We start from the raw sequence: 20,886 nt of genomic DNA on the forward strand, positions 1-20,886 counted from the left end.
GCGATCAGGACTCCAGGGAACCGTCGAGGGTTTTCAGTGTGCCATACAGGTTCGGGCGACGATCACGGAACGAGCCCCAGGCGCTGCGGATGTGTTCCAGTTCGTCCAGGTCGAAGCTCTGAACCAGTACACCTTCTTCGGTTTCGTTGAGTTCTTGAACCTTCTCGCCGAACTGGTTGGCGATGAACGACGAGCCGTAGAACGTAATGTCGTAGCCGTCCTGCTCTTCGTTGCCGATGCGGTTGCTGGCGATCAGCGGCATCAGGTTGGCGCCGGCATGGCCTTGTTGCACGCGCTGCCAGTGATCACGGGACGAAATGGTCTTGTCGTGTGGCTCGCTGCCGATTGCGGTCGGGTAAAACAGGATTTCCGCGCCCAGCAACGCCATGCTGCGGGCGCATTCCGGGAACCACTGGTCCCAGCAGATGCCCACGCCGATTTTCGCGTAACGGGTGTTCCAGACTTTGAAACCGGTATCGCCCGGATTGAAGTAGTACTTTTCGTGGTAGCCAGGGCCGTCCGGGATATGGCTTTTACGATAAATCCCGAGGTTGCTGCCGTCGGCATCGATTATCGCGATGCTGTTGAAACGCGCACGGCCCGCCAGTTCGTAGAAGCTGATCGGCAAAACGACTTGCAGTTCTTTGGCGACTTTCTGGAAGTGCTTGATGGCGACGTTGTCTTCAACGGTCGTGGCCAGCTGCAGGTAATCCGGGTTCGGCTTTTGGCAGAAGTACGGAGCCTCGAACAGTTCCTGGATCAGGATGATCTGCGCGCCTTTCGCCGCGGCCTCACGGACCAGCCGCTCAGCGGTCTCGATGTTGGCTTCAAGGTCCCAGGAACAGGCCATCTGGGTGGCGGCGACGGTAACGATACGGCTCATGAATCATCTCCGGGGCAATTGCTTGAGGTCGAAGGTGGCATCGACCGATGACAGAAAGAAGAATGACGACTTTATAGCCGATAAAAATCGGCTTTAAAAGCGATAAGTATGCCTTCTGTCTAAAACAACGCACTAACACTCGATAATAATCGGACTTAGCGCGATCCCCTGTGGGAGCGGGCCTGCTCGCGAAGGCGGTTGATCACTCAACATTGATGTCGACTGATACGACGCTTTCGCGAGCAAGCCCGCTCCCACATTAGTCCGTGTATCGAGAAATACCGTTTACAACCCTTCATCCAAAACCTGCGACAGCATGTCCACGAAGAAATCCACGCTCTGACGCGAGGTCACCATCGGCGGTTTGATCTTGAGGATGTTCAGGTAATCGCCGGTCGGCTGCATGAAGATCCCCAGTTCGCGCAACCGATCACACAGCGCCGTGGTTTCTTCGGTTGCCGGTTCCAGGGTTTCGCGATTGCGGATCAACTCGACGCCCAGATAGAAGCCGGAACCATGCACCGCGCCCACCAACGGATGAATATCGATCAGCGCTTCAAGCCGCTCCTTGAAATACCCGCCCACGACCTGAGCGTTTTCCCAGAGCTTTTCTTCCTCCATCACATCCAGCACTGCCATGCCGATCTGGCAACTGACCGGGCTGCCGCCGGCCGACGAGAAGAAGTAACCCTCGGCCTCCAGCGCTTCGGCGATTTCTCGACGGGTGATCACCGCCCCCAGTGGCTGACCGTTGCCCATGCCTTTGGCCATGGTGATGATGTCCGGCACTACGCCTTGCTCTTCGAAACCCCAGAAAAAATGGCCCATGCGGCCGTAACCGACCTGCACTTCGTCGGCAATACACACACCGCCCTGAGCGCGAACCAGCGCATAAACCTGCTTCAAATACCCCGGCGGCAACGAGATACCGCCAGCATTGCCGTACACCGGTTCGCAGATGAAACCGGCCAGCTGACGCTTCTGCTCGGCAATTTTCGCCAGGTTGTGTTCGACGCTGCGCACGTAGTCCGGCGCACTATCCGGTCCACGGAACTCGCCGCGATAGGTGTTCGGCGCGGTAACCGGATGCACCCAGTCCGGACGGCTGCTCAAAGCCTTCGGGTTGTCGGCAATCGAGGTCGAGACCGCGTCCGCGCCCACTGTCCAGCCGTGATAGGCCTCCAGCACGCTGAGCATGTCGCGACCGCCGCTGTAGGCCCAGGCCAGGCGGATTGCCAGGTCATTGGCCTCGCTGCCGCTGTTGACCAGGAACACCCGATCCATGGAATCCGGCGACAACTTCAGCAGGCGCTCGGAAAACTCGGCAACCGCTGCGTAGTTAAAACGCGAGTTGGTGTTGAGTAGCGACCACTGACGACTGGCGACCGCGGCCATGCGCGGATGACCGTGGCCAAGCACCGCAACGTTGTTGAGCATGTCGAGGTAGGAGCGACCCTGCATGTCGATCAGGTGATTGCGCCAGCCGCGTTCGATGCGCGGCGGGTCGACGTAATAGTGCTTCTGGGTACGGGCGAAGCTGGCGTCACGGCGTGCCAGCAACGTCTGCGAATCGAGTTCCACTTCGGCGTCACAGGCCAGCCCCAGCAGCACCGCCGGTGACGGGCACAACGCTTGCCAGGCCGCGGCACGAGACGGCGTACAAAACAAGGGCGCATTGAACGAGGCGCCTCGGCACAACTGCACCACCAATGGCCCGTTGACCGAACCCAACACCTGACCTTTGACCAGCGCTGCGCCCGTGTGCAGCGACGGCGTCACGCCCCACAACCGCACGCTCAGTTGCGGGCCATCCAATTGCAGCACGCCTGCCACCGGCTGATGCACCACCCCGGCAAACGGTGACTCGACCGCCGTGCCGTGGGGCACTCGCAATTCGACGTGCAATGGGCACGTGTCCGGCTCCGTGGCGCTGTCCGGCCGGGTACGGGACAAGCGATATTGCCCATAACGACTGGCTGCCAAACCGTGAGCCGCGGCGGCTTCGGTCAACAGACGTTGATCGATCCCCTCCTGCTCCCAGTTGCCGGCCTCAAAATGCGGACTGAGCACGCCCAAATCGATCAACGCAAACTCACGCCCCACCAAGCTCGGCAGCAGCGGCGCGAAACCTTCGCTACCGATGCTCGGCAGGTTCTGGCCGACCGAGGTCAGGATCGCCGCTTCCATCAACGCCAACGGCACTGATGTAGCGACGCGGAAAATCTCCCACTCGTGGGTGAGATTGTCGCGGCTGTACGCGTTGCCAGGATCGATGCTGACCTGCTGTTCACCGCTGAGCACCAACACCGCCGCACGGGCGACGATCAGCGGCCAGAGCGCCAGTAACTCTTCATGCGTGAGCGGATTGACAGCGTGATAGGCCTGAACCGCCGGCAAAATGTAGAACGGATCGCCATTGGCGTGGTGCAGCAGCGCCGCGCAGGTCACCGACAGATCAGTGATGCGCCAGGTACGCACCAGGTCGCCGAAATCGATCACGCCCTGCAATTGCCACTGGCGTTGCGAATCTCGCTGCCACACCACGTTGTCGTCGGTGATATCCATGTGAATGGCCTGCACCGGCAGCTTATCCACAAGCGGCTGCAAATGACGCTCGGCCCGTTCAGCCGCTTCGGCGATCAGCCGGCGTTGCTGGTCGTCGTTGATGACCGGCAGCAAATGCGCGATCAGCGCGTTGGCGTGACGGGCGTCCCATTGAAGGGTGCGCTCGAGGCCCGGATGGTCGAAACCGGCCAGCGCCAGGTCCATTTCACCGCAGAGCCGACCGAAACCGGCCACCACTGAACCGGGCAGATGATCCAGGTGTGTGAGCGACTGGCCTTCGATGTAATCGAGCAGGCGCACATGCACCGGTTGGCCCCCGACTTCCAGGGAAAGTAGGTCTGCACCGTTTTTGGCGGGAATCACTCGTGGCACATGCACATCGGGGTGTTCACCCAAATGCTTGAGCCCGGCGTGCTGGGCGTGCAGCTCCTGCGCCGAGTAGTCGCCACGGCAGATTTTCAGGACAAAACGCCCTTGGTCACTGTCGACCCGATAGTTAAGATCCTGCTGGCTGCCGAGGGCCTGCAACCTTCCACTCAGGCCGTAATGTCCCTTCAACAGCTCAAGCGCTTGCTCCGCAGACACTTGCGGGGTGGGCAAACTGGCGCGATGAATCAACGTGGCGAGTGGCATACAACGACCCCTGAAATTTTATTAGGCGCTTATATCGCCACTGCTTTGGACGATACGCAACCCCTTCCTCCTCCCTGTCACCCACCTGATGTTCCACGGCGTCAGTGAACGGATCAGGAAAAAACACGCGCCACTCGCTCCGGCCGCCAGTTTGCGCAAGAATGTCCCGATCAAGCCTATTACTGGAGAAAGACCATGAAAGTAGTCACCACCGACCTTCCCGGTGTTCTGATCATCGAACCCAAGGTATTTGGTGACGAGCGTGGTTTCTTCTATGAAAGCTTCAATGCCAAGGCTTTCAAAGAAGCGACTGGCCTGGAGACGAATTTCGTTCAAGACAACCATTCCCGCTCGCAAAAAGGCGTATTGCGCGGCCTGCATTACCAACTGGAAAACACTCAGGGCAAACTGGTTCGCGTCACAGTGGGTGAAGTACTCGACGTGACTGTGGACATTCGCCGCAGCTCGCCACATTTCGGCAAATGGGTGGCTGTGCGTCTGTCCGCCGAGAATCATCGCCAACTCTGGGTCCCGGAGGGGTTCGCCCACGGTTTTGTGGTGTTGAGCGAGTTCGCCGAATTCCTCTACAAAACCACCGACTACTACACCCCGTCCGCCGAGCGCAGCATTCGCTGGGACGACCCGGACCTGGCCATTGATTGGCAACTGGATGAAGCACCGCAACTGTCCGGTAAAGATCAGGCCGCCGCGTTCTTCAAGGACGCTGACGTCTTTTCCTGAAACACCGTCTGAATCTTCACCGCACATGCGTGCCAGACCCACGGGTGCGCAGACTGCGCCCGCAAGCCTAGGCATAATGCGCCTGTACCCACAGGCGCTCGATGCTCATGACTCCAACCCTCCCCCGCTGGCGCAGCCTGGCCCTGCTCGCACTGTGCCTGGCGCCATTGCTATGGCCGCTGGAGCATCTGGCCGAGCGTTACTACCGCAGCGAACTGGCCGGGCAGAACCGTCAGACGCTCGACCTTTACGTCGCCAACCTGCTGGGTACCCTGCACCGTTATGAAGTGTTGCCGCAAATCCTCGGCGATCTGCCGGCCCTGCGAGCCGTCCTCGGTGCGCCCGACGATGGCGTCACCCAAGGCAACGCCAATCGCTTGTTGAAAAATATCAGTGCCCAGACTGGCGCCGAAGTCATGTACCTGATGGACACCACGGGCAAGACCCTGGCCGCGTCCAATTGGGACAAACACGACAGTTTCGTCGGGCGTAATTTTTCCTTCCGGCCGTATTTCAGCGAAGCCATGGCCGGGCGGCTTGGGCGCTTTTTCGGTTTGGGCACAACCTCGGCCAAGCGTGGCTATTTCTTCGCCGCCGCCGTGCGTAACGGCGAAAAGATCATCGGCGTGCTGGTGGTCAAGGTCGACCTGGACCACACCGAAAGCCTCTGGGGCAAAACCCCGGAACAACTGCTGCTGACCGACCATAACGGCGTGGTCATTCTCACGTCGCGGCCCGAGTGGCGATTTCGCTCGACCCGCCCGTTGGGCGAAGAGGAAAGAAAGGCAATCACCGCGATTCAACCTTATCCGACCCGTGATCCCAAACCATTGCGGCTCAACCCCAACGCCTGGCTGACACAAACCCAGCCAATCGCAGAAACCGGTTGGAACGTCAGCATCCTCGCCCCCCGCACCCTGATCGATCGCCCGGTACGCACGGTCGTCGCCATCGGCGGCGCGACATTGTTGGTCTTGATGTTGCTGCTGGGTCTGATGATGCAGCGACGCCGTCATTACCTCGAACGAATCGCCTTCGAAGCCAAGGCCCGTCGCGAGCTGGAAGGCCGGGTAGCCGAGCGGACCAGCGACCTCGAAGGCCTCAACCGTCGACTGAAACAGGAAGTGCTGGAACGCGAACAAGCCCAGCAAGAGCTGGTTCGCGCTCAGGATGATCTGGTGCAGGCCGGAAAACTGTCGGCCCTTGGCACCATGTCCGCGAGCATCAGCCACGAATTGAATCAACCGCTGGCGGCGATCCGCAGCTACGCAGAAAACGCCGAAGTGCTGCTCGATCATCAGCGCACCGACGATGCGCGCGGCAACCTCAAGTTGATCAGCGAACTGACCGGGCGCATGGCGTCGATCATCGCCCACCTGCGCGCCTTCGCCCGGCGCGATCGCCACGCCCCGGAAAGCGTCGCCCTGCAACCGGCGCTGGACGATGCGCTGGCGCTGCTGGCCAAGCGTCGACGCAGCATGGAAGTCGAGCTGATCCGCGACTTGCCGGCCGCCACCCTGTGGGTCGAGGCCGGGGAAACCCGTCTGCGTCAGGTGCTCGGCAATCTGCTGGCCAACGCCTTGGACGCCCTGACGGAAAAAGGCCCGCCGCGTAAGCTCTGGTTGAGTGCCCAATCCACTGCCGACGGCGTCAATCTGTACATTCGCGACAATGGCCCCGGGTTCTGCCTGGAGGCACTTGGCCGCGCCAGTGAGCCCTTCTACACCACCAAGACCCGCACTCAGGGGCTTGGGTTGGGGCTGGCGATTTGCGAAACCCTGATGCGTGCCTTCGGTGGTGAACTGTCGTTCGCCAACCACAAGGAAGGTGGCGCCCTGATTACCCTGAAGCTGCGTGCAGGCGCACCGGGTGTGAGCCTGCAACCGTCCGAGGACCGAAGTGCATGACCATCGACAACCGCATCCAGGTCGTGCTGATCGACGACGATCCGCACCTGCGTCAAGCCCTGAGCCAGACCCTGGACCTCGCCGGCCTGAAAATTCTGCCACTGGCCGAAGCCAAGGGCCTGGCCGCGCAACTGGAACGCGACTGGCCCGGCGTGGTGGTCAGTGACATCCGCATGCCGGGCATGGACGGTCTCGAATTGCTGACTGAACTGCATGCCCAGGATCCGGAACTGCCAGTGCTGCTGATCACTGGTCACGGCGATGTGCCGCTGGCCGTGCAAGCCATGCGCGCCGGGGCTTATGACTTTCTGGAAAAACCCTTTGCCAGCGACGCCTTGCTCGACAGCGTGCGCCGCGCCCTGGCCCTGCGCCGGCTGGTGCTGGACAACCGCAGCCTGCGTCTGGCCCTGAGCGATCGCAATGAGCTGAGCACCCGACTGGTCGGGCAATCGGCGCCGATGCTGCGCCTGCGCGAGCAGATCGGTGCATTGGCAGCGACCAAGGCCGATGTGCTGATCCTTGGCGAAACCGGCGCCGGCAAAGAAGTCGTGGCCCGAGCGCTGCACGATTTGTCGAACCGTCGTAACGGCCCGTTCGTGGCAATCAATGCCGGCGCCCTGGCCGAGTCGGTAGTAGAAAGCGAGCTGTTCGGTCACGAGCCAGGCGCCTTTACCGGCGCGCAAAAGCGTCGCATCGGCAAGTTCGAGTTCGCCAATGGCGGCACATTATTCCTCGATGAAATCGAAAGCATGAGCCTGGATGTGCAGGTGAAATTGCTGCGTTTGCTGCAAGAGCGGGTGGTCGAGCGCCTGGGCGGCAATCAGCTGATCCCGCTGGACATCCGCATCATCGCCGCGACCAAGGAAGACCTGCGTCAATCCGCCGATCAGGGCCGCTTCCGTGCCGACTTGTATTACCGCCTGAACGTCGCACCGCTGCGTATTCCACCGCTGCGCGAGCGTGGCGAAGATGCGCTGATGCTGTTCCAGCATTTCGCCGATGAAGCCAGCGCTCGCCACGGCCTACCACCCCACGAGTTGCAACCGGGACAACGCGCCCTCCTGCTGCGCCACACCTGGCCGGGTAACGTGCGGGAATTGCAGAACGCCGCCGAACGCTTTGCCCTGGGTCTGGAACTGGCCCTGGACAATAACGCAGCGGATGGCGCTGTCGGCATGACGGTCGACGTGGTCAGCGGCGGTCTCAGCGAACAAGTGGAAAACTTCGAGAAGAGCTTGATCGCCGCCGAACTGGCGCGTTCTCACAGCTCGGTGCGCAGCCTCGCCGAAGCCCTTGGCATCCCACGCAAGACCTTGCACGACAAACTGCGCAAACACGGGCTGAACTTCGCCGACGGTGGCAGCAGCCACACCGACGACCCCGATTGAGCTACCGTCAAATCATCATCTTCAAACAAGAGATCCGTGCATGAGCCGCGACAGCCGTCATCTGGAATCAGTCCTCCATCGCGACATTCCCCTTACCCGGGACATGGGCCTCAAAGTGCTCGACTGGCACGACCAGCAACTGCGCCTGCACTTGCCGCTGGAGGCCAACGTCAATCATAAAAGCACCATGTTCGGCGGCAGCCTGTATTGCGGCGCGGTGCTGGCCGGTTGGGGTTGGTTGCATCTGCGTTTGCGTGAAGAAGGGGTTGAAGGCGGGCACATCGTGATTCAGGAAGGACAGATCAGCTATCCGCTGCCGGTGACCATGGACGCGACAGCGATTTGCCATGCGCCGAGTGCGGCGGTGTGGAAGAAGTTTTTGGCGATGTATGTGCGATATGGGAGGGCGCGGTTGACGTTGCATTCGCGGATCGTCAATGCCGACAGTGATGACGATGCGGTGACGTTTACCGGGCAGTACGTCCTTCACCGCTAAAGCAAAAGATCGCAGCCTCGTTTCACTCGACAGCTCCTACAGGGGGGACGCGTTTCTCTGTAGGAGCTGTCGAGTGAAACGAGGCTGCGATCCTTTGATCTTCAGGCCCGAGCCAACGCCAACAACTTCTCGCGCCAGGCAGCCTTCGCCGGCAGCGCCAGGAAAAATGCATTCAACAACGACTCCCGCGCCGGATAACTAAACGGCGCACCGCTCAAATCCAGCACCTCACCGCCCGCCCCTTCCAGCACGCCTTGTGCCGCCGCCGTGTCCCACTGCGAAGTCGGCGCCAACCGCGGATAACAATCCGCCGCCCCCTCCGCCAACAAACAGAACTTCAGCGAACTGCCGATATTGGCCAATTGCAGCTCACCCAGACTGTCGCTCAACCCGGCCAGCAAGCGCTCCTGCTCAGGACTCGAATGCCGACGACTGGCAACCACGGTAAACGCTTCACCCTCAGCAGGAACCTCGCGAACCTGAATCGGCAAAGGCTCCGCGTCTTTATCGCCACGCCACGCGCCCAGACCCGCACCACCGACGTAGAAGCGTCCGTTGGTCGGCATCGACACCACGCCAAACACCACACGCCCCTGCTCGATCAGCGCGATGTTGACGGTAAATTCTTCGCTACCGGAAATGAACTCCTTGGTTCCGTCCAGCGGGTCCACCAGCCACCAACGCTGCCACCCGGCGCGCACGCTCTGGGGAATGTTGGCATCTTCTTCGGACAGCACCGGGATGTTCGGGTCCAGCGCCGTCAGCCCGGCCAGGATCACATGGTGAGCGGCCATGTCGGCGGCCGTCACCGGAGAATCATCGGATTTTGCAGTCACGGCGACGTTGGCACGCCAAAACGGCAGAATCGCTTCACCGGCTTTCAGCGCCAGTTCAACAACAGGCGCCATCAACGGATGGGGGAAAATCATGGCTGGAACACTCCACGCTGAGTCAGTAGATCACGGGCCAGATACAGTGCTGCCAATGCGCGGCCCTCAGTGAATCGCGGGTTCTGGGCCAGGGCCGACAACTCACGCAGGTTGATTTTGTCCACGCCCATCGGCTCGGGCTCATCGCCTTCAAGGCTTTCTTCGTACAGATCAGTGGCCAACACCACCTGGATCTTCTGGCTCATGTAACCGGGCGACAACGACAACTCAGTCAAATGCTCCAGTTGCCGCGCGCCGTACCCGGCCTCTTCCTTGAGCTCCCGCTCGGCTGCCGCCAGCACGTCCTCGCCCGGCTCGATCAAGCCTTTGGGCAAGGACAGCTCGTATTCATCGGTGCCGCCGCAATACTCTTCAACCAGCACCGCGTGGTCCGCATCCAGCATCGCCACGATCATCACCGCGCCATAACCGGCGCCCTTGCCCACCAGTCGCTCATACGTACGCTCCACGCCATTGGAAAAGCGCAACTTCAGCTCTTCGACGCAGAACAAACGGCTGGTGGCGACGATCTCGCGGGCGAGGATGGTGGGTTTCTGGCGCATAAGAAGCTCCTTGGCGTGAACGCGTTACTATACAGGCTGATTGAAAGCTGCTGCGCTCGGGATTGCTGCGTCAAAAACAGGCTCGGACGGGTCATTTACAACTCGTAAACTCCCCGTCCTCGCCTGTTTTTTCCTTGCACTCCCTTCGCTCGCGACGCTTTCAAACCAGCCTTTACCCGGCCTATCCTGATTGTTTACGTCGGATATCTTTTTTACCGCTGGAGAAGTTTTTTATGTCCCTGCTGCCCTGGCGCGACATCGACACCGTTCTGCTGGATATGGACGGCACGCTGCTGGACCTGCATTACGACAACCATTTCTGGATGGAACACCTGCCCCAGCGTTACGCCGAATTGCACGGGGTGAGTCGGGCCATGGCCGAGATGGAATTGCAGCCGTTGTTCGAACGCAACGCCGGCCAGTTGCAGTGGTATTGCCTGGATTTCTGGAGCGCCGAGCTCAAACTGCCGGTGCGCGAACTGAAACTGGAAACCGCGCACCTGATCGCCTTGCGACCGGACGCGGACACCTTTCTGGCCGCCATCAAACAGGCCGGCAAGCGCGTGGTGCTAATCACCAATGCACACCGCGATTCGCTGTCATTGAAACTGGAAAGAATCGAACTGGCGCCGTACTTCGAGCGGTTGATCAGCTCGCATGATTACGGTTTTGCCAAGGAAAACCCGCAGTTCTGGGATGCCCTGCAGGCGGACATCGGCTTCGACCCGGCGCGCAGTCTGTTTATCGACGACACCTTGCCGATTCTGCGTAGCGCCCGCGACTTTGGGGTTGCGCATCTATTGGCCGTGAGCGAACCGGACAGCCGCAAAGGGCCCAAAGACACCGCAGAGTTTGCGGCGGTGGGGGATTATCGAGAATTGATCGAAGGCCTTTAGAACTGTCTGTAAACGAAAAAAGCCGCCGCGCTGACCGCCAAAGGCCAGCCCGCAGGCTCCCGCCTATGCAAAAAGCTCACTAGCTTAACCCTACTCCCGCGCTCGATACATGTCCTGAACGCTAACTATAAACTGCACATAAAAGCATTTTCGAACGCCTATTAAGGATCAAGAATCGTCACGGTAAATAAGTTACTGCGTCAGGGGCACGTATGCGCTGCCGTAGCTTGGTAGCTTCCACGCAGGGGAGTCGCGCGCGCCTAAAAGGAGCAAATCCTCCAGAGGCAGCACTCGGCGTCAGTCCCAGCGGTCCCAATGGCAGTAACTCAGATACAGGGAAAATAGACAGACTCTGGAGTTATCCGTGAAGCACATCCAACATCCTCGTAAGGCCCCCACCCAGACTCGTTCGAAAATGATGGTCGAGGCCATCCTCGAAACCACTGCCAACGTGGTGGTCAAACATGGCTATGCCGGGACCAATACCAACCTGGTCGCGCAGCTGGCCGGCGTCAGCGTCGGATCGGTCTATCAGTATTTCCCCAACAAAGACTCACTGATAGCCGCCCTGCACTATCGCAAGGTCAAGGCCACTCACGAAGCCATCCAAGGCCTTCTGACCCGCTCAGACATCTCCAGCCTGCAAGGGCATATCGAGCACTTGGTACGAGCCTTCCTGACCCCACATACGAAGGAGCCGGAGCTGCATCGACTGCTGGAGCAAGAGTTCTCGTTCTTGAATGATCAGACGACCGAGGATGCGTATAAAGCGGAAATCCCGCTAATGGTGCAGGACCTGCTGGGGCGCTGGGCCGACCAACTGGTGCAAAACGATATCCAGCTGGCCGCCTGGCTAGTGACCCGGATGATCAGGTCACTGATACATGCCTATGTGATCGAATGCCCCGATTTTTGCCCCAAGGCTATCGAAAAAGCCATCTGCGACTCAGTCATGGGCTATCTGTGCGGGACAGCCAACAACACTTCGCTACTGGTTTCCCGCGCGCGACGGATTGCAAAAAACCGCACCAACGCCCGCATGGCGCACTCATGCGCCCCCGCGGCGTGACGCCTGCAGCGCGCACAATTGCTCATAACGATTGAGCAGTCGCCTGGATTGTAGATAGCTTGGCACCTCAACAATTAGCCCATCCACTTCTGCCCGCACCTTACCGCCACTGGCAGCCTGTTCGAAGGCCTCGATCTGGCGAACTGACAACTCGGCATCGGCACTTGTCGGTGTCAGATAGCGATTGGCAACGGCCACGTGATCCGGATTGACCACACCTTTTGCCTGATAACCGATAGAGCGCGCAACGCGCATGTCCGCTTCGGCGCCCTCGTCATCAGCAAAGGTATAGGGCGAATCAATCGCCAGGACTCCGGCAGCAGCGCATTCAAGGAGAAAACGGGATCGGGGATAGAACAGCTCGGTCCCTTCTCTACTGCGCCCGGCACCGAGGTCAGCGACCATATCTTCAGTCGCTACCAGCATTCCCTTGATTCGCGGGCTCGAATGCGCGATATCGATCGCTCGCACCACACCCAGGGCGGTTTCGATGTTCGGGACAATCAGCGTTGAGCCCTGCTTGATCGAAAGCATCGACTCCAGCCGGGTAATTTGCTGATCCAACTCGATCATCTGTTCAGTGGATTCGACTTTCGACATCATGATGATTGCCGGCCGGCCGACCATAACCGCACTTAGATCATCATGGCCGCACGTTTCGAAGGGATTGATGCGCACCGAAGTGATACGCCCGCACTCGCGCCAATGGTCCATGACTCTCGCCGATAATGCGCGGGCCTCTGCGCGCCTGGCCGGCGGCGTGAAATCTTCCAGCTCCTGTACCAGGACATCGGCACCCGTTTGCAGTGCCGCATGCAGCGCGACCTCTTCTGCGCCTGGTACAAACAAGAACGTACGGCATAGCGCCAACGGGTTTTCGGGGGACATAGCCATAGCATCTTCCTGATGATCTGTTGGGTTGAGAGAGGAAAAAATACGAGGTACTTCTAGAGCATGGTCAGGCCGCCATCCACCGGAATAGTCACACCACTGACAAATGAGGCCTTGCCGGACAACAACCACGCGATAACCTCGGCGGCTTCGTTCGCCGAGCCTTCACGACGCAATGCGGTCATCTCATGCAAACGCTGCAACTGGCCATCCTGACGAGTGGTGTCATCGAGCATCGGGGTACGAATCACGGCGGGGGCGACACAATTGACGTTAATACCTCGAGGGCCCAATTCGCGGGCAAGGCCCTTGGTCATGGTCACCACCGCGCCCTTGCTGGCGGCATAGGCCAGAGTCCCGGCCAAGCCACCACCGCGCAGCCCGGCGACACTGGCCACAGTGCAGATGCGAGCACCCGGGCTCATTCGCGGCACAGCCAATTGCACGACACTGAAGGTGCCGATCAGGTTGATATCCATCAGTGTTCGGAAACGCGCAGCCGTGAGCGAATCAAAAGGTGAGGTATCGACTACCCCGGCACAGGTTGCCAGGGCGTCTATCCGACCCTGCCAATCATCGATCTGCTGGAACACCCGAGCCAGCGCCTGCTCGTTACAGACATCGGCAACAAACCCGCGGTGCTGGCTACCCAGCCCACCGATCGCTTCCTCCAGCCCCTGCGCATTCATGTCCAGGCCTGCGACCAAAAATCCCAACTGGTGCAAGTGTCGTGCAGTGGCTGCGCCAATGCCGCTGGCGGCGCCAGTCACTACGGCCACGGGTTGTGATGAAGACATCTGAGCGGGACTCCTTGAGCATTCCGTTGCGGGTCGGCGTGAGCCTTGATCAGGTACCCACCCACTCGACTGGACGAGCCAGAACGAGCGCTTATGCTAAAAGAACCCGGACAGCCTCACTACTCGCATGCCAAACAGACAGCCCATGGTTAATACAGCAGTCTAAAGCGACTTATTACTCGCATTTATTTTCTACTCGGTCGTTAATGTGTATTGTCCGACAATAGGAATACAACAGCGTTTCTGAAAATGCGAGTACGCCAGCCTTATACGGACTGAAGTTGCTCTTCTGTTTACGCGCCCCTCAGATGAAATAAGACCGAGCACAGCGACTCTGCGCTACCTATCGATAGGTCCGCGCTCGCCAAGTTGGAAGTTTCGTCAGTCTTTTCGAGCGCAACGGAATGCGAGTAGCCACACTAATACCTGTGCCGTAGCATGAGTAACAAGTTGTGACAAGCGCTGAGAGCGCCTAGAACTATTAGTCATCAAAGCGTCATAAAGTTCAATGCTTTGATGAACACACCAACGCTTCTCGCCAGCACAACTCAGATATCTCACTAAGCCAAGAGGGTACTGCAATGGGCAACAATGGATTTGATACCGTCATCGAAGTTAAATATCGCGACACCGACTCGATGGGTCATGTAAGCAGCCCTGTTTACTACGACTACTTGCAGCACGCTTACCTGAGCTACATGCACAACCTGCTGAACCTGCCGAAGGATCAAAAGCTTCCGCACATCATGGTCAAGACCTCCTGCGAATATGTTAAGCCAGCGGTCTATGGCAACATCGTGACTGTCACCAGCCGTGTTATCGAGTTCGGCAACAAGAGCTTCGAGATGGAGCACATCATGCACCTTAGCGATGCAGGGAAAACCACTGTCGCTAAAGGCCTGTCCAAACATGTGATGTTCGACTACGCGGGCAATCGCACCATCACCGTCCCCGACGAATTCAAAAACCAGGTTCTGGCCTTCCAGGAGTAGTGATCGAAACCCGACCACGACTCGAACAATGATCGCTGGCCGATGCCACCAGGCCGGCGTCTAGGGTGTATTGATAGGTAACGCAAATATGCTGCTGTCCTGGACTACCGAACAACGAAGCCTGCTCGAGAAATACCGTGAAATCGGCGGGCAACTGGCAAGTGCAAACAAAGGCACACCGGTTGGGTTTGACCATGCCGGTTGGAGCCGCCTCTGCGAGGAGGGACTATGGAAACTGGTAATTCCATCCAGTCACGGCGGCACGGGAGAAGACTGGTGGGGCTTCACTGCAGCGCTTGAAGGGCTGGCCTCTTCGATCCGCACACCAGAGCTGCTGCTCTCGGTCATCGCTCAGGCCGGTATGGTTCGGGCGTTGATGCTGTATGGCAGCGAAAGCCAGAAGGACCGATACCTTCAGGCGATTCTCAACGGCGCAATCAGCGCCACCGGGATCGCCGAACCTGGCACCGGTACCGACGTCAGAAGCATCGACAGCACGCTCAGCCCTACCGCCGACGGCTACAGCCTGACCGGCAGCAAATACAATATCGCTCACGCACCCATCGCCGACTTCATGCTGATCGTGACCAAACTGGCCGATATGCCAAAGCAGAACATCGCGCTGGTCCTGCTCGACGGCGACATGCAAGGCCTGAGCAGAGGCGAGCCGGATGACAAGCTCGGCAACAAGAATCTACCTACCGGCCCGCTGTACTTCGACAACGTTCAGGTACAGGCTTGCCAAGTACTGGGGAAAGCCGGTCGCGGCCTGCAACAACTGATCGACATTATTTCTTTGGGCCGACTTTATTACGGTCTGGTGGCAGTCAACCTGCCAACGCCTTATGTTGCCGAGGCCGTGCGCTACGCCGCCGAGCGACAAAGCTTCAATAGTTCAATCGACAGCCACCAATATGTTCAAAAGCGCCTGATCAATATGACCATTGGCATGGAGCGCAATCGCTGGATGGTCTATGCCGCGCTGTACCAACTTCTTAATGGTCATCCCCAGGCGTTGATGAGTTGTTCCATCGCTAAACTTACCAGTGCCCAAGACTTGATAGAAACCGCACTAAGTCTGGTAAAACTGTATGGCAGTATCGGCTATCACGAAGGTGGCATCGCTACCTTTGTTAAAGATGCTCTGGGCTTTGCCAGTGTCGGCGGCACAGAAGAAATGCATCAAAAAAATATATTCAATCAAATGCTTCGACTGGCATCCCATACAGAATAACAAAACAGCAATGCAGCCAACTTAATAGCCGGTTGATCCTGCGCACTCTAAACAGTGTGCTGTCGGCTTTAGGTTGAGCTGTGACGCCTTATCGAATGCACAACACTGCGTGCGACGTTGTGTCAGCCTCACTGCGTGGTTAACGGCCGTGTGCCGGTACAACCAATTGCATCAATGATGAGTGGCTTGAGATGAATAGCGAGAACATTCTTTTCTCTGTGGATCAAGGTGTTGCTGTCGTGGTTCTGAATCGTCCGGACCAATTCAACAGCTTTACCGCAGACATGCACGAGCAACTGCGCCAAGCGTTGGCTCTGGTTCGGCAAGATCCAGGTATTCGCGCCCTGTTGCTGACCGGCAAAGGCCGGGCGTTTTGCGCCGGGCAGGATCTGGCGTCGTTGCAGATAAATCCTGACGGAACACCAGCAAACCTGGGCGACCTGCTCGAGCATGACTACAACCCGCTGATCAGAGCCTTGCGTGACCTGCCAATTCCGGTGATCTGCGCCGTCAACGGCGTAGCCGCCGGAGCTGGAGCCAGTATCGCTCTTACCGCCGACCTGGTCATCGCGGCCCGCAGCGCCAGTTTTATTCAGGCCTTCGGCAAGGTTGGCCTGATACCCGATTCAGGCGTCAGCTGGGTACTTCCACGCCTGATCGGCAGCGCTCGAGCCAAAGCGCTGTTTATGTTGGGCGAGCGCATCAGCGCCGAGCAAGCACAACAGTGGGGAATGATCTGGCGTTGCGTAGATGACAGTGAGCTTGCAGACGAAGCGCTGCTGCTGGCTAGGCACCTTGCCACGCAACCGACCTACGCTCTCGGTCTGCTCAAGCGCTGCATGGATTTAAGCCAGCAACACAGCCTGGATCAGCAGCTTGAAACGGAACGCGAGTTGCAGACGCTGGCAGGGCAAAGCGAGGACTTCAGTGAAGGCCTCAACGCTTTTATCGAGAAGCGCAGCACTCACTTCAAGGGTCGTTGAAAATGGACGCAATCGCACGTTTGGACACTGCGGTCAGACCGCTGCTCAATACTCACGATGACGCACTTGAACACGCGTCGATCGACCAACTGCGGCACCACCAGTTGCAACGTTTGCGATGGAGCCTGTCACACGCCTACACCAACGTCCCGTGGCATCGCCAGCAGTTCCATGATTTGGGGGTTCACCCTTACGACCTGAACAACCTGGAAGATCTGGCACGCTTCCCGTTAACCAGCAAAGCCGAGCTGCGCGAGCACTACCCTTTCGGGCTGTTCGCCGTGCCCATGGAGCAAGTGGTTCGTCTGCACGCCTCCAGTGGCACCACCGGCAAACCGACAGTGGTCGGTTACACCCGCAACGACATCGATGTCTGGGCCTCACTGGTGGCCCGCTCGATTCGCGTGGCGGGCGGGCACAGCGGCGACCGTATTCACATTGCCTACGGTTACGGCCTGTTCACCGGTGGCCTGGGCGCACATTACGGTGCGGAGAAACTCGGCTGCACGGTTATCCCGATGTCTGGCGGGCAGACCGCTCGACAAGTCCAACTGATCCAGGATTTCCGTCCCGACATCATCATGGTCACGCCGTCTTACATGCTCAACATCGCCGAAGAAATCGAGCGTCAGGGTATCGCCACCGAAGATCTGTCACTGCGGGTCGGCATCTTTGGTGCAGAGCCGTGGAGCGCGCAGATGCGTAGCGAGCTGGAACAACGGCTCGGCATTCAGGCACTGGATATCTATGGATTGTCCGAGCTGATGGGACCGGGCGTTGCCATGGAATGCCTGGACACCAAAGACGGCCCGACACTTTGGGAAGACCATTTCTACCCTGAAATCATCGACCCCGACACCGGCGCGGTATTGCCCGACGGGCAGTTCGGTGAGCTGGTGCTGACCTCGCTCAGCCGCGAGGCACTGCCGATGATTCGTTATCGCACCCGTGACCTGACCCGACTGTTGCCAGGCACCGGTCGAGCCATGCGTCGCCTGGACAAAATCACCGGTCGTAGCGACGACATGCTGATCATCCGCGGGGTCAACGTGTTCCCGACGCAGATCGAGGAACAACTGCTCAAGCAGGCGCCGCTGAGCCCGATCTATGAGCTGCACATCTATCGCAGCGGCAACCTCGACAGCCTTGAAGTGCATGTCGAACTGCGCCCGGAGCACGCCGCGCTGAGCGAGCCTGAGCGGGATGCGCTGTGTCGCGAATTCGGCCATCAGATCAAGGTCCATGTCGGCATCAGCACGCAGATCAAGTTACAGCCCCACCACACGCTCAAGCGCTCGGAAGGAAAGGCTTGCCACGTCTTCGATCGACGCGGCGAGTACTGATTGCGCACCTCACACGTCTTCGACTCACACGAGGAACCGCTCATGCAATCTTCATCGCAAAAGGATTTCGGCTCGACCCACGAGTCTGACGAAGAAGCCGCCTTTATGGAAAAAATCCAGGCTGAAGTGAAAATAGAGCCCGACAACTGGATGCCCGCCGGCTACCGAAAATCACTGATCCGTCAGATATCCCAACATGCCCACTCGGAAATCGTCGGCATGCTCCCGGAAGGCAATTGGGTCACCCGCGCGCCAACGTTCAAACGCAAGCTGCAACTCATGGCGAAAATCCAGGATGAAGCCGGTCATGGCCTGTACCTGTATTGCGCCGCAGAAACACTCGGCGCCGACCGCGACCAGGAGATCACCCGCTTGCATGCCGGGCAAGCCAAGTACTCGAGCATTTTCAACTACCCAACGCCGAGCTGGGCCGATGTCGGCACCATCGGCTGGCTGGTCGACGGCGCCGCGATCGTCAATCAGGTAGTCCTGCAACGGACCTCCTACGGCCCCTATGCACGGGCCATGGTGCGGATCTGCAAAGAAGAAAGTTTCCATCAGCGCCAAGGCTACGAGCTGCTGTTGGTGATGATGAAACAAGGCACAGAGGCACAGAAGGCAATGGTTCAGGATTCAATCAATCGCTTCTGGTGGCCGGTGCTGATGATGTTCGGGCCAAGTGACGCGCACTCGCCCAACAGCGCGCAATCGATGGCCTGGAAGATCAAACGCAACAGTAACGACGAGCTGCGTCAGCGATTCATTGACCAGACCATCGCGCAACTGGAATTCCTCGGTTGCACAGTCCCGGACCCGGACCTTAAGTGGAACGCCGGACGCGGTCACTACGACTTCGGTGAGATCCAGTGGGATGAGTTCTACCACGTACTCGAAGGTAATGGTCCCTGCAATCAAGAGCGCCTGGATACCCGCCGCCAAGCCTTCGAAGAAGGTAGCTGGGTACGCCAGGCGGCAGCCGCCCACGCTCGCAAACAGCAAGAAAAAAACCGAGAGGCCGTGCATGTCTGAATGGTCGCTGTATGAGGTCTTCGTGCGCAGCAAGCACGGCCTCAACCACAAACATGTTGGCAGCGTGCACGCCACCGATGCGCGCATGGCCATCGAAAACGCTCGCGAGCTCTACACCCGGCGCAATGAGGGAATCAGCCTGTGGGTGGTCGCGGCGGACCAGATCACCGCCTCCAACCCGCAAGACAAGGAGATGCTGTTCGAACCGTCTCAGGACAAGGTTTATCGGCACGCCAGTTTTTATGAGCTGCCCGACGAAGTGGGGCATATGTGAGCCAGATAATGAATCAAACCGACGAGCTAATCGACTATCTGCTGCAAATGGGTGACAGCGCATTGATCACCGGCCAGCGCCTGTGCGAGCTGTGCGGGCATGCCCCGGCCATTGAGGAAGAACTGGCGCTGATGAATGTCGGCCTCGACCTGGTCGGCCAGGCTCGCAACTGGCTGGAGTACGCTGCCGAGCTGCTCAATGACGGGCGCAATGCCGACCGCTTGGCGTTCCTGCGCGGTGAACATCTGTATCGCAATCTGCTGTTGGTCGAACAGCCCAACGGAGACTATGCGCAAACCTGCGTGCGCCAATTTCTGTATGACGCCTGGCACTTTCATCGGCTGCAGGGTTTGCAGAACTCCAGCGACAAGATGGTCGCCGCTATCGCCAACAAAGCCCTGAAAGAAGTTACCTACCACCTGCGCCGCTCCAGCGAGTGGATGCTGCGCTTGGGCGACGGCACCGACTACAGCCATCAACGGATGCAGAGCGCGCTGGATCAGCTGTGGCGCTTCACTCATGAACTGTGCACGGTCAGCGACCGCGAGCAGCGTCAGTATCAAGTCGGTTTGAGCAGCGATCCCCAACTGCAGGTGAACGCCTGGCGCGAGACCGTAGAGGGCATCCTCGCCCGCGCAACCCTGAAGCTGCCGCCGCCTGCGCGCTACTTCTACTTGAGTGGCATCGAGGGACGGCACACGGAAAACCTCGGCCCGCTTTTGGCGACCATGCAGTCTCTACCACGAGCTTACCCAGATGCACGCTGGTGAGCTGATCGCGTCCGACTGGTGTGGTCGTCGGGCGAAGGCCGAGGACCTGCCAAACGCCTGGTCGCTCATGGCACAGGTGATGGACCCGGAAGTGCCGGTGGTCAGCCTGGTCGACCTGGGCATCGTGCGCGACATTCTGTTCCAGGACGGCCGGCTGAAGGTGGTGCTGACACCCACCTATTCCGGCTGTCCAGCGACCGAAATGATCGAGCAACGTGTGCGCCAGGCGCTGGAATGCGCAGGCTATGCCACGCCCTATCTGGAACAGCGACTGGCGCCAGCCTGGAGCTCGCAATGGATCACCAACCAGGGCCGGCAACGCCTGCTGGACTACGGCATCGCCCCGCCACAGGAGAAATCCGGCCCGGTGCCCTGCCCGCAATGTGCGAGTCTCGATACCGAAACCGTCAGCGAGTTTGGCTCGACCGCCTGCAAGGCGTTGTACCGGTGCCGCCGTTGCAAAGAGCCCTTCGACTACTTCAAGTGCATTTGAGTCTGTAGCT

Annotated in this window: 20 protein-coding genes; 14 read left to right on the plus strand and 6 right to left on the minus strand. The window is 59.0% G+C overall.

Annotated elements, in window-relative coordinates:
- Positions 1–4: 4 nt before the first annotated feature.
- Positions 5–883 (minus strand): N-carbamoylputrescine amidase, encoded by an 879-nt coding sequence (gene aguB / locus CUN63_RS10955; protein ID WP_046045523.1) that lies wholly within the window; start codon positions 881–883, stop codon positions 5–7.
- Positions 884–1,168: 285 nt separating this feature from the next.
- Complete coding sequence (locus CUN63_RS10965) at positions 1,169–4,081, minus strand: aminotransferase (protein WP_129439334.1); 2,913 nt, start codon at positions 4,079–4,081, stop codon at positions 1,169–1,171.
- Between the two features lie 195 nt (positions 4,082–4,276).
- On the opposite strand from CUN63_RS10965, the gene rfbC reads away from it, so the two are divergent.
- The 4 genes from rfbC (at position 4,277) to CUN63_RS10985 (ending at position 8,613) form a co-directional block, all read left to right on the plus strand.
- Positions 4,277–4,822, plus strand: a complete 546-nt coding sequence (gene rfbC / locus CUN63_RS10970; protein ID WP_129439336.1) for a dTDP-4-dehydrorhamnose 3,5-epimerase — start codon at positions 4,277–4,279, stop codon at positions 4,820–4,822.
- Between the two features lie 107 nt (positions 4,823–4,929).
- On the plus strand, positions 4,930–6,729 hold the full coding sequence (locus CUN63_RS10975; RefSeq protein WP_129439338.1) for an ATP-binding protein: 1,800 nt from the start codon (positions 4,930–4,932) through the stop codon (positions 6,727–6,729).
- Positions 6,726–8,117, plus strand: coding sequence for a sigma-54 dependent transcriptional regulator (locus CUN63_RS10980; protein ID WP_129439340.1), 1,392 nt, complete (start codon positions 6,726–6,728; stop codon positions 8,115–8,117). The genes CUN63_RS10975 and CUN63_RS10980 overlap by 4 nt, the downstream gene beginning before the upstream one ends.
- Positions 8,118–8,157: 40 nt before the next feature.
- Complete coding sequence (locus CUN63_RS10985) at positions 8,158–8,613, plus strand: YiiD C-terminal domain-containing protein (RefSeq protein ID WP_129439342.1); 456 nt, start codon at positions 8,158–8,160, stop codon at positions 8,611–8,613.
- Between the two features lie 101 nt (positions 8,614–8,714).
- Here CUN63_RS10985 and cysQ read toward each other — a convergent pair whose 3' ends face one another.
- Complete coding sequence (gene cysQ / locus CUN63_RS10990) at positions 8,715–9,542, minus strand: 3'(2'),5'-bisphosphate nucleotidase CysQ (protein WP_129439344.1); 828 nt, start codon at positions 9,540–9,542, stop codon at positions 8,715–8,717.
- Entirely contained in the window at positions 9,539–10,105 is a 567-nt protein-coding gene (nudE, locus tag CUN63_RS10995; protein WP_033058385.1) for an ADP compounds hydrolase NudE, read from the minus strand. Before nudE ends, cysQ begins: the two co-directional genes overlap by 4 nt.
- Positions 10,106–10,338: 233 nt before the next feature.
- Here nudE and yrfG point away from each other — a divergent pair, with 233 nt between their 5' ends.
- Both yrfG and CUN63_RS11005 read left to right on the plus strand, forming a co-directional pair.
- Positions 10,339–11,001, plus strand: a complete 663-nt coding sequence (gene yrfG / locus CUN63_RS11000) for a GMP/IMP nucleotidase (RefSeq protein ID WP_129439346.1) — start codon at positions 10,339–10,341, stop codon at positions 10,999–11,001.
- Between the two features lie 415 nt (positions 11,002–11,416).
- Complete coding sequence (locus CUN63_RS11005; protein ID WP_165353247.1) at positions 11,417–12,070, plus strand: TetR/AcrR family transcriptional regulator; 654 nt, start codon at positions 11,417–11,419, stop codon at positions 12,068–12,070.
- Here CUN63_RS11005 and CUN63_RS11010 read toward each other — a convergent pair.
- Together CUN63_RS11010 and CUN63_RS11015 are read right to left on the minus strand one after the other, a co-directional pair.
- A complete protein-coding gene (locus CUN63_RS11010) occupies positions 12,050–12,964 on the minus strand; it encodes a CoA ester lyase (protein ID WP_129439350.1) in 915 nt (304 codons plus the stop codon). The two genes, CUN63_RS11005 and CUN63_RS11010, sit on opposite strands and share 21 nt — an antisense overlap.
- A gap of 53 nt (positions 12,965–13,017) precedes the next feature.
- Positions 13,018–13,758, minus strand: coding sequence for an SDR family NAD(P)-dependent oxidoreductase (locus CUN63_RS11015; protein ID WP_129439352.1), 741 nt, complete (start codon positions 13,756–13,758; stop codon positions 13,018–13,020).
- Positions 13,759–14,339: 581 nt separating this feature from the next.
- On the opposite strand from CUN63_RS11015, the gene CUN63_RS11020 reads away from it, so the two are divergent.
- The 8 genes from CUN63_RS11020 (at position 14,340) to paaD (ending at position 20,876) form a co-directional block, all read left to right on the plus strand.
- Positions 14,340–14,750 (plus strand): thioesterase family protein, encoded by a 411-nt coding sequence (locus CUN63_RS11020; protein WP_129439354.1) that lies wholly within the window; start codon positions 14,340–14,342, stop codon positions 14,748–14,750.
- 88 nt (positions 14,751–14,838) lie between these two features.
- Positions 14,839–15,984, plus strand: a complete 1,146-nt coding sequence (locus tag CUN63_RS11025) for an acyl-CoA dehydrogenase family protein (protein ID WP_129439356.1) — start codon at positions 14,839–14,841, stop codon at positions 15,982–15,984.
- Positions 15,985–16,175: 191 nt separating this feature from the next.
- Positions 16,176–16,967 carry a 2-(1,2-epoxy-1,2-dihydrophenyl)acetyl-CoA isomerase PaaG gene (gene paaG, locus CUN63_RS11030; protein WP_129439358.1) on the plus strand — a complete coding sequence of 264 codons (792 nt, stop codon included), beginning with the start codon at positions 16,176–16,178 and terminating at the stop codon, positions 16,965–16,967.
- Positions 16,968–16,969: 2 nt separating this feature from the next.
- Complete coding sequence (gene paaK / locus CUN63_RS11035; protein WP_129439360.1) at positions 16,970–18,310, plus strand: phenylacetate--CoA ligase PaaK; 1,341 nt, start codon at positions 16,970–16,972, stop codon at positions 18,308–18,310.
- Positions 18,311–18,352: 42 nt separating this feature from the next.
- Complete coding sequence (gene paaA / locus CUN63_RS11040) at positions 18,353–19,339, plus strand: 1,2-phenylacetyl-CoA epoxidase subunit PaaA (protein ID WP_129439362.1); 987 nt, start codon at positions 18,353–18,355, stop codon at positions 19,337–19,339.
- Entirely contained in the window at positions 19,332–19,613 is a 282-nt protein-coding gene (paaB, locus tag CUN63_RS11045; RefSeq protein WP_129439364.1) for a 1,2-phenylacetyl-CoA epoxidase subunit PaaB, read from the plus strand. The genes paaA and paaB overlap by 8 nt, the downstream gene beginning before the upstream one ends.
- A gap of 8 nt (positions 19,614–19,621) precedes the next feature.
- Positions 19,622–20,383, plus strand: coding sequence for a 1,2-phenylacetyl-CoA epoxidase subunit PaaC (gene paaC / locus CUN63_RS11050; protein WP_129439366.1), 762 nt, complete (start codon positions 19,622–19,624; stop codon positions 20,381–20,383).
- Entirely contained in the window at positions 20,370–20,876 is a 507-nt protein-coding gene (gene paaD / locus CUN63_RS11055) for a 1,2-phenylacetyl-CoA epoxidase subunit PaaD (RefSeq protein WP_129439368.1), read from the plus strand. The genes paaC and paaD overlap by 14 nt, the downstream gene beginning before the upstream one ends.
- Positions 20,877–20,886: the final 10 nt, after the last annotated feature.

The sequence above is a fragment of the Pseudomonas sp. ACM7 genome, assembly GCF_004136015.1.
GTDB lineage: Bacteria > Pseudomonadota > Gammaproteobacteria > Pseudomonadales > Pseudomonadaceae > Aquipseudomonas > Aquipseudomonas frigoris.

Bases quoted from the DNA above. Each gene is read 5' to 3' on its own strand.
- aguB (WP_046045523.1), bottom strand. From the start codon at position 883: ATGAGCCGTATCGTTACCGTCGCCGCCACCCAGATGGCCTGTTCCTGG.
- CUN63_RS10965 (WP_129439334.1), bottom strand. From the start codon at position 4,081: ATGCCACTCGCCACGTTGATTCATCGCGCCAGTTTGCCCACCCCGCAA.
- rfbC (WP_129439336.1), top strand. From the start codon at position 4,277: ATGAAAGTAGTCACCACCGACCTTCCCGGTGTTCTGATCATCGAACCC.
- CUN63_RS10975 (WP_129439338.1), top strand. From the start codon at position 4,930: ATGACTCCAACCCTCCCCCGCTGGCGCAGCCTGGCCCTGCTCGCACTG.
- CUN63_RS10980 (WP_129439340.1), top strand. From the start codon at position 6,726: ATGACCATCGACAACCGCATCCAGGTCGTGCTGATCGACGACGATCCG.
- CUN63_RS10985 (WP_129439342.1), top strand. From the start codon at position 8,158: ATGAGCCGCGACAGCCGTCATCTGGAATCAGTCCTCCATCGCGACATT.
- cysQ (WP_129439344.1), bottom strand. From the start codon at position 9,542: ATGATTTTCCCCCATCCGTTGATGGCGCCTGTTGTTGAACTGGCGCTG.
- nudE (WP_033058385.1), bottom strand. From the start codon at position 10,105: ATGCGCCAGAAACCCACCATCCTCGCCCGCGAGATCGTCGCCACCAGC.
- yrfG (WP_129439346.1), top strand. From the start codon at position 10,339: ATGTCCCTGCTGCCCTGGCGCGACATCGACACCGTTCTGCTGGATATG.
- CUN63_RS11005 (WP_165353247.1), top strand. From the start codon at position 11,417: ATGATGGTCGAGGCCATCCTCGAAACCACTGCCAACGTGGTGGTCAAA.
- CUN63_RS11010 (WP_129439350.1), bottom strand. From the start codon at position 12,964: ATGGCTATGTCCCCCGAAAACCCGTTGGCGCTATGCCGTACGTTCTTG.
- CUN63_RS11015 (WP_129439352.1), bottom strand. From the start codon at position 13,758: ATGTCTTCATCACAACCCGTGGCCGTAGTGACTGGCGCCGCCAGCGGC.
- CUN63_RS11020 (WP_129439354.1), top strand. From the start codon at position 14,340: ATGGGCAACAATGGATTTGATACCGTCATCGAAGTTAAATATCGCGAC.
- CUN63_RS11025 (WP_129439356.1), top strand. From the start codon at position 14,839: ATGCTGCTGTCCTGGACTACCGAACAACGAAGCCTGCTCGAGAAATAC.
- paaG (WP_129439358.1), top strand. From the start codon at position 16,176: ATGAATAGCGAGAACATTCTTTTCTCTGTGGATCAAGGTGTTGCTGTC.
- paaK (WP_129439360.1), top strand. From the start codon at position 16,970: ATGGACGCAATCGCACGTTTGGACACTGCGGTCAGACCGCTGCTCAAT.
- paaA (WP_129439362.1), top strand. From the start codon at position 18,353: ATGCAATCTTCATCGCAAAAGGATTTCGGCTCGACCCACGAGTCTGAC.
- paaB (WP_129439364.1), top strand. From the start codon at position 19,332: ATGTCTGAATGGTCGCTGTATGAGGTCTTCGTGCGCAGCAAGCACGGC.
- paaC (WP_129439366.1), top strand. From the start codon at position 19,622: ATGAATCAAACCGACGAGCTAATCGACTATCTGCTGCAAATGGGTGAC.
- paaD (WP_129439368.1), top strand. From the start codon at position 20,370: ATGCACGCTGGTGAGCTGATCGCGTCCGACTGGTGTGGTCGTCGGGCG.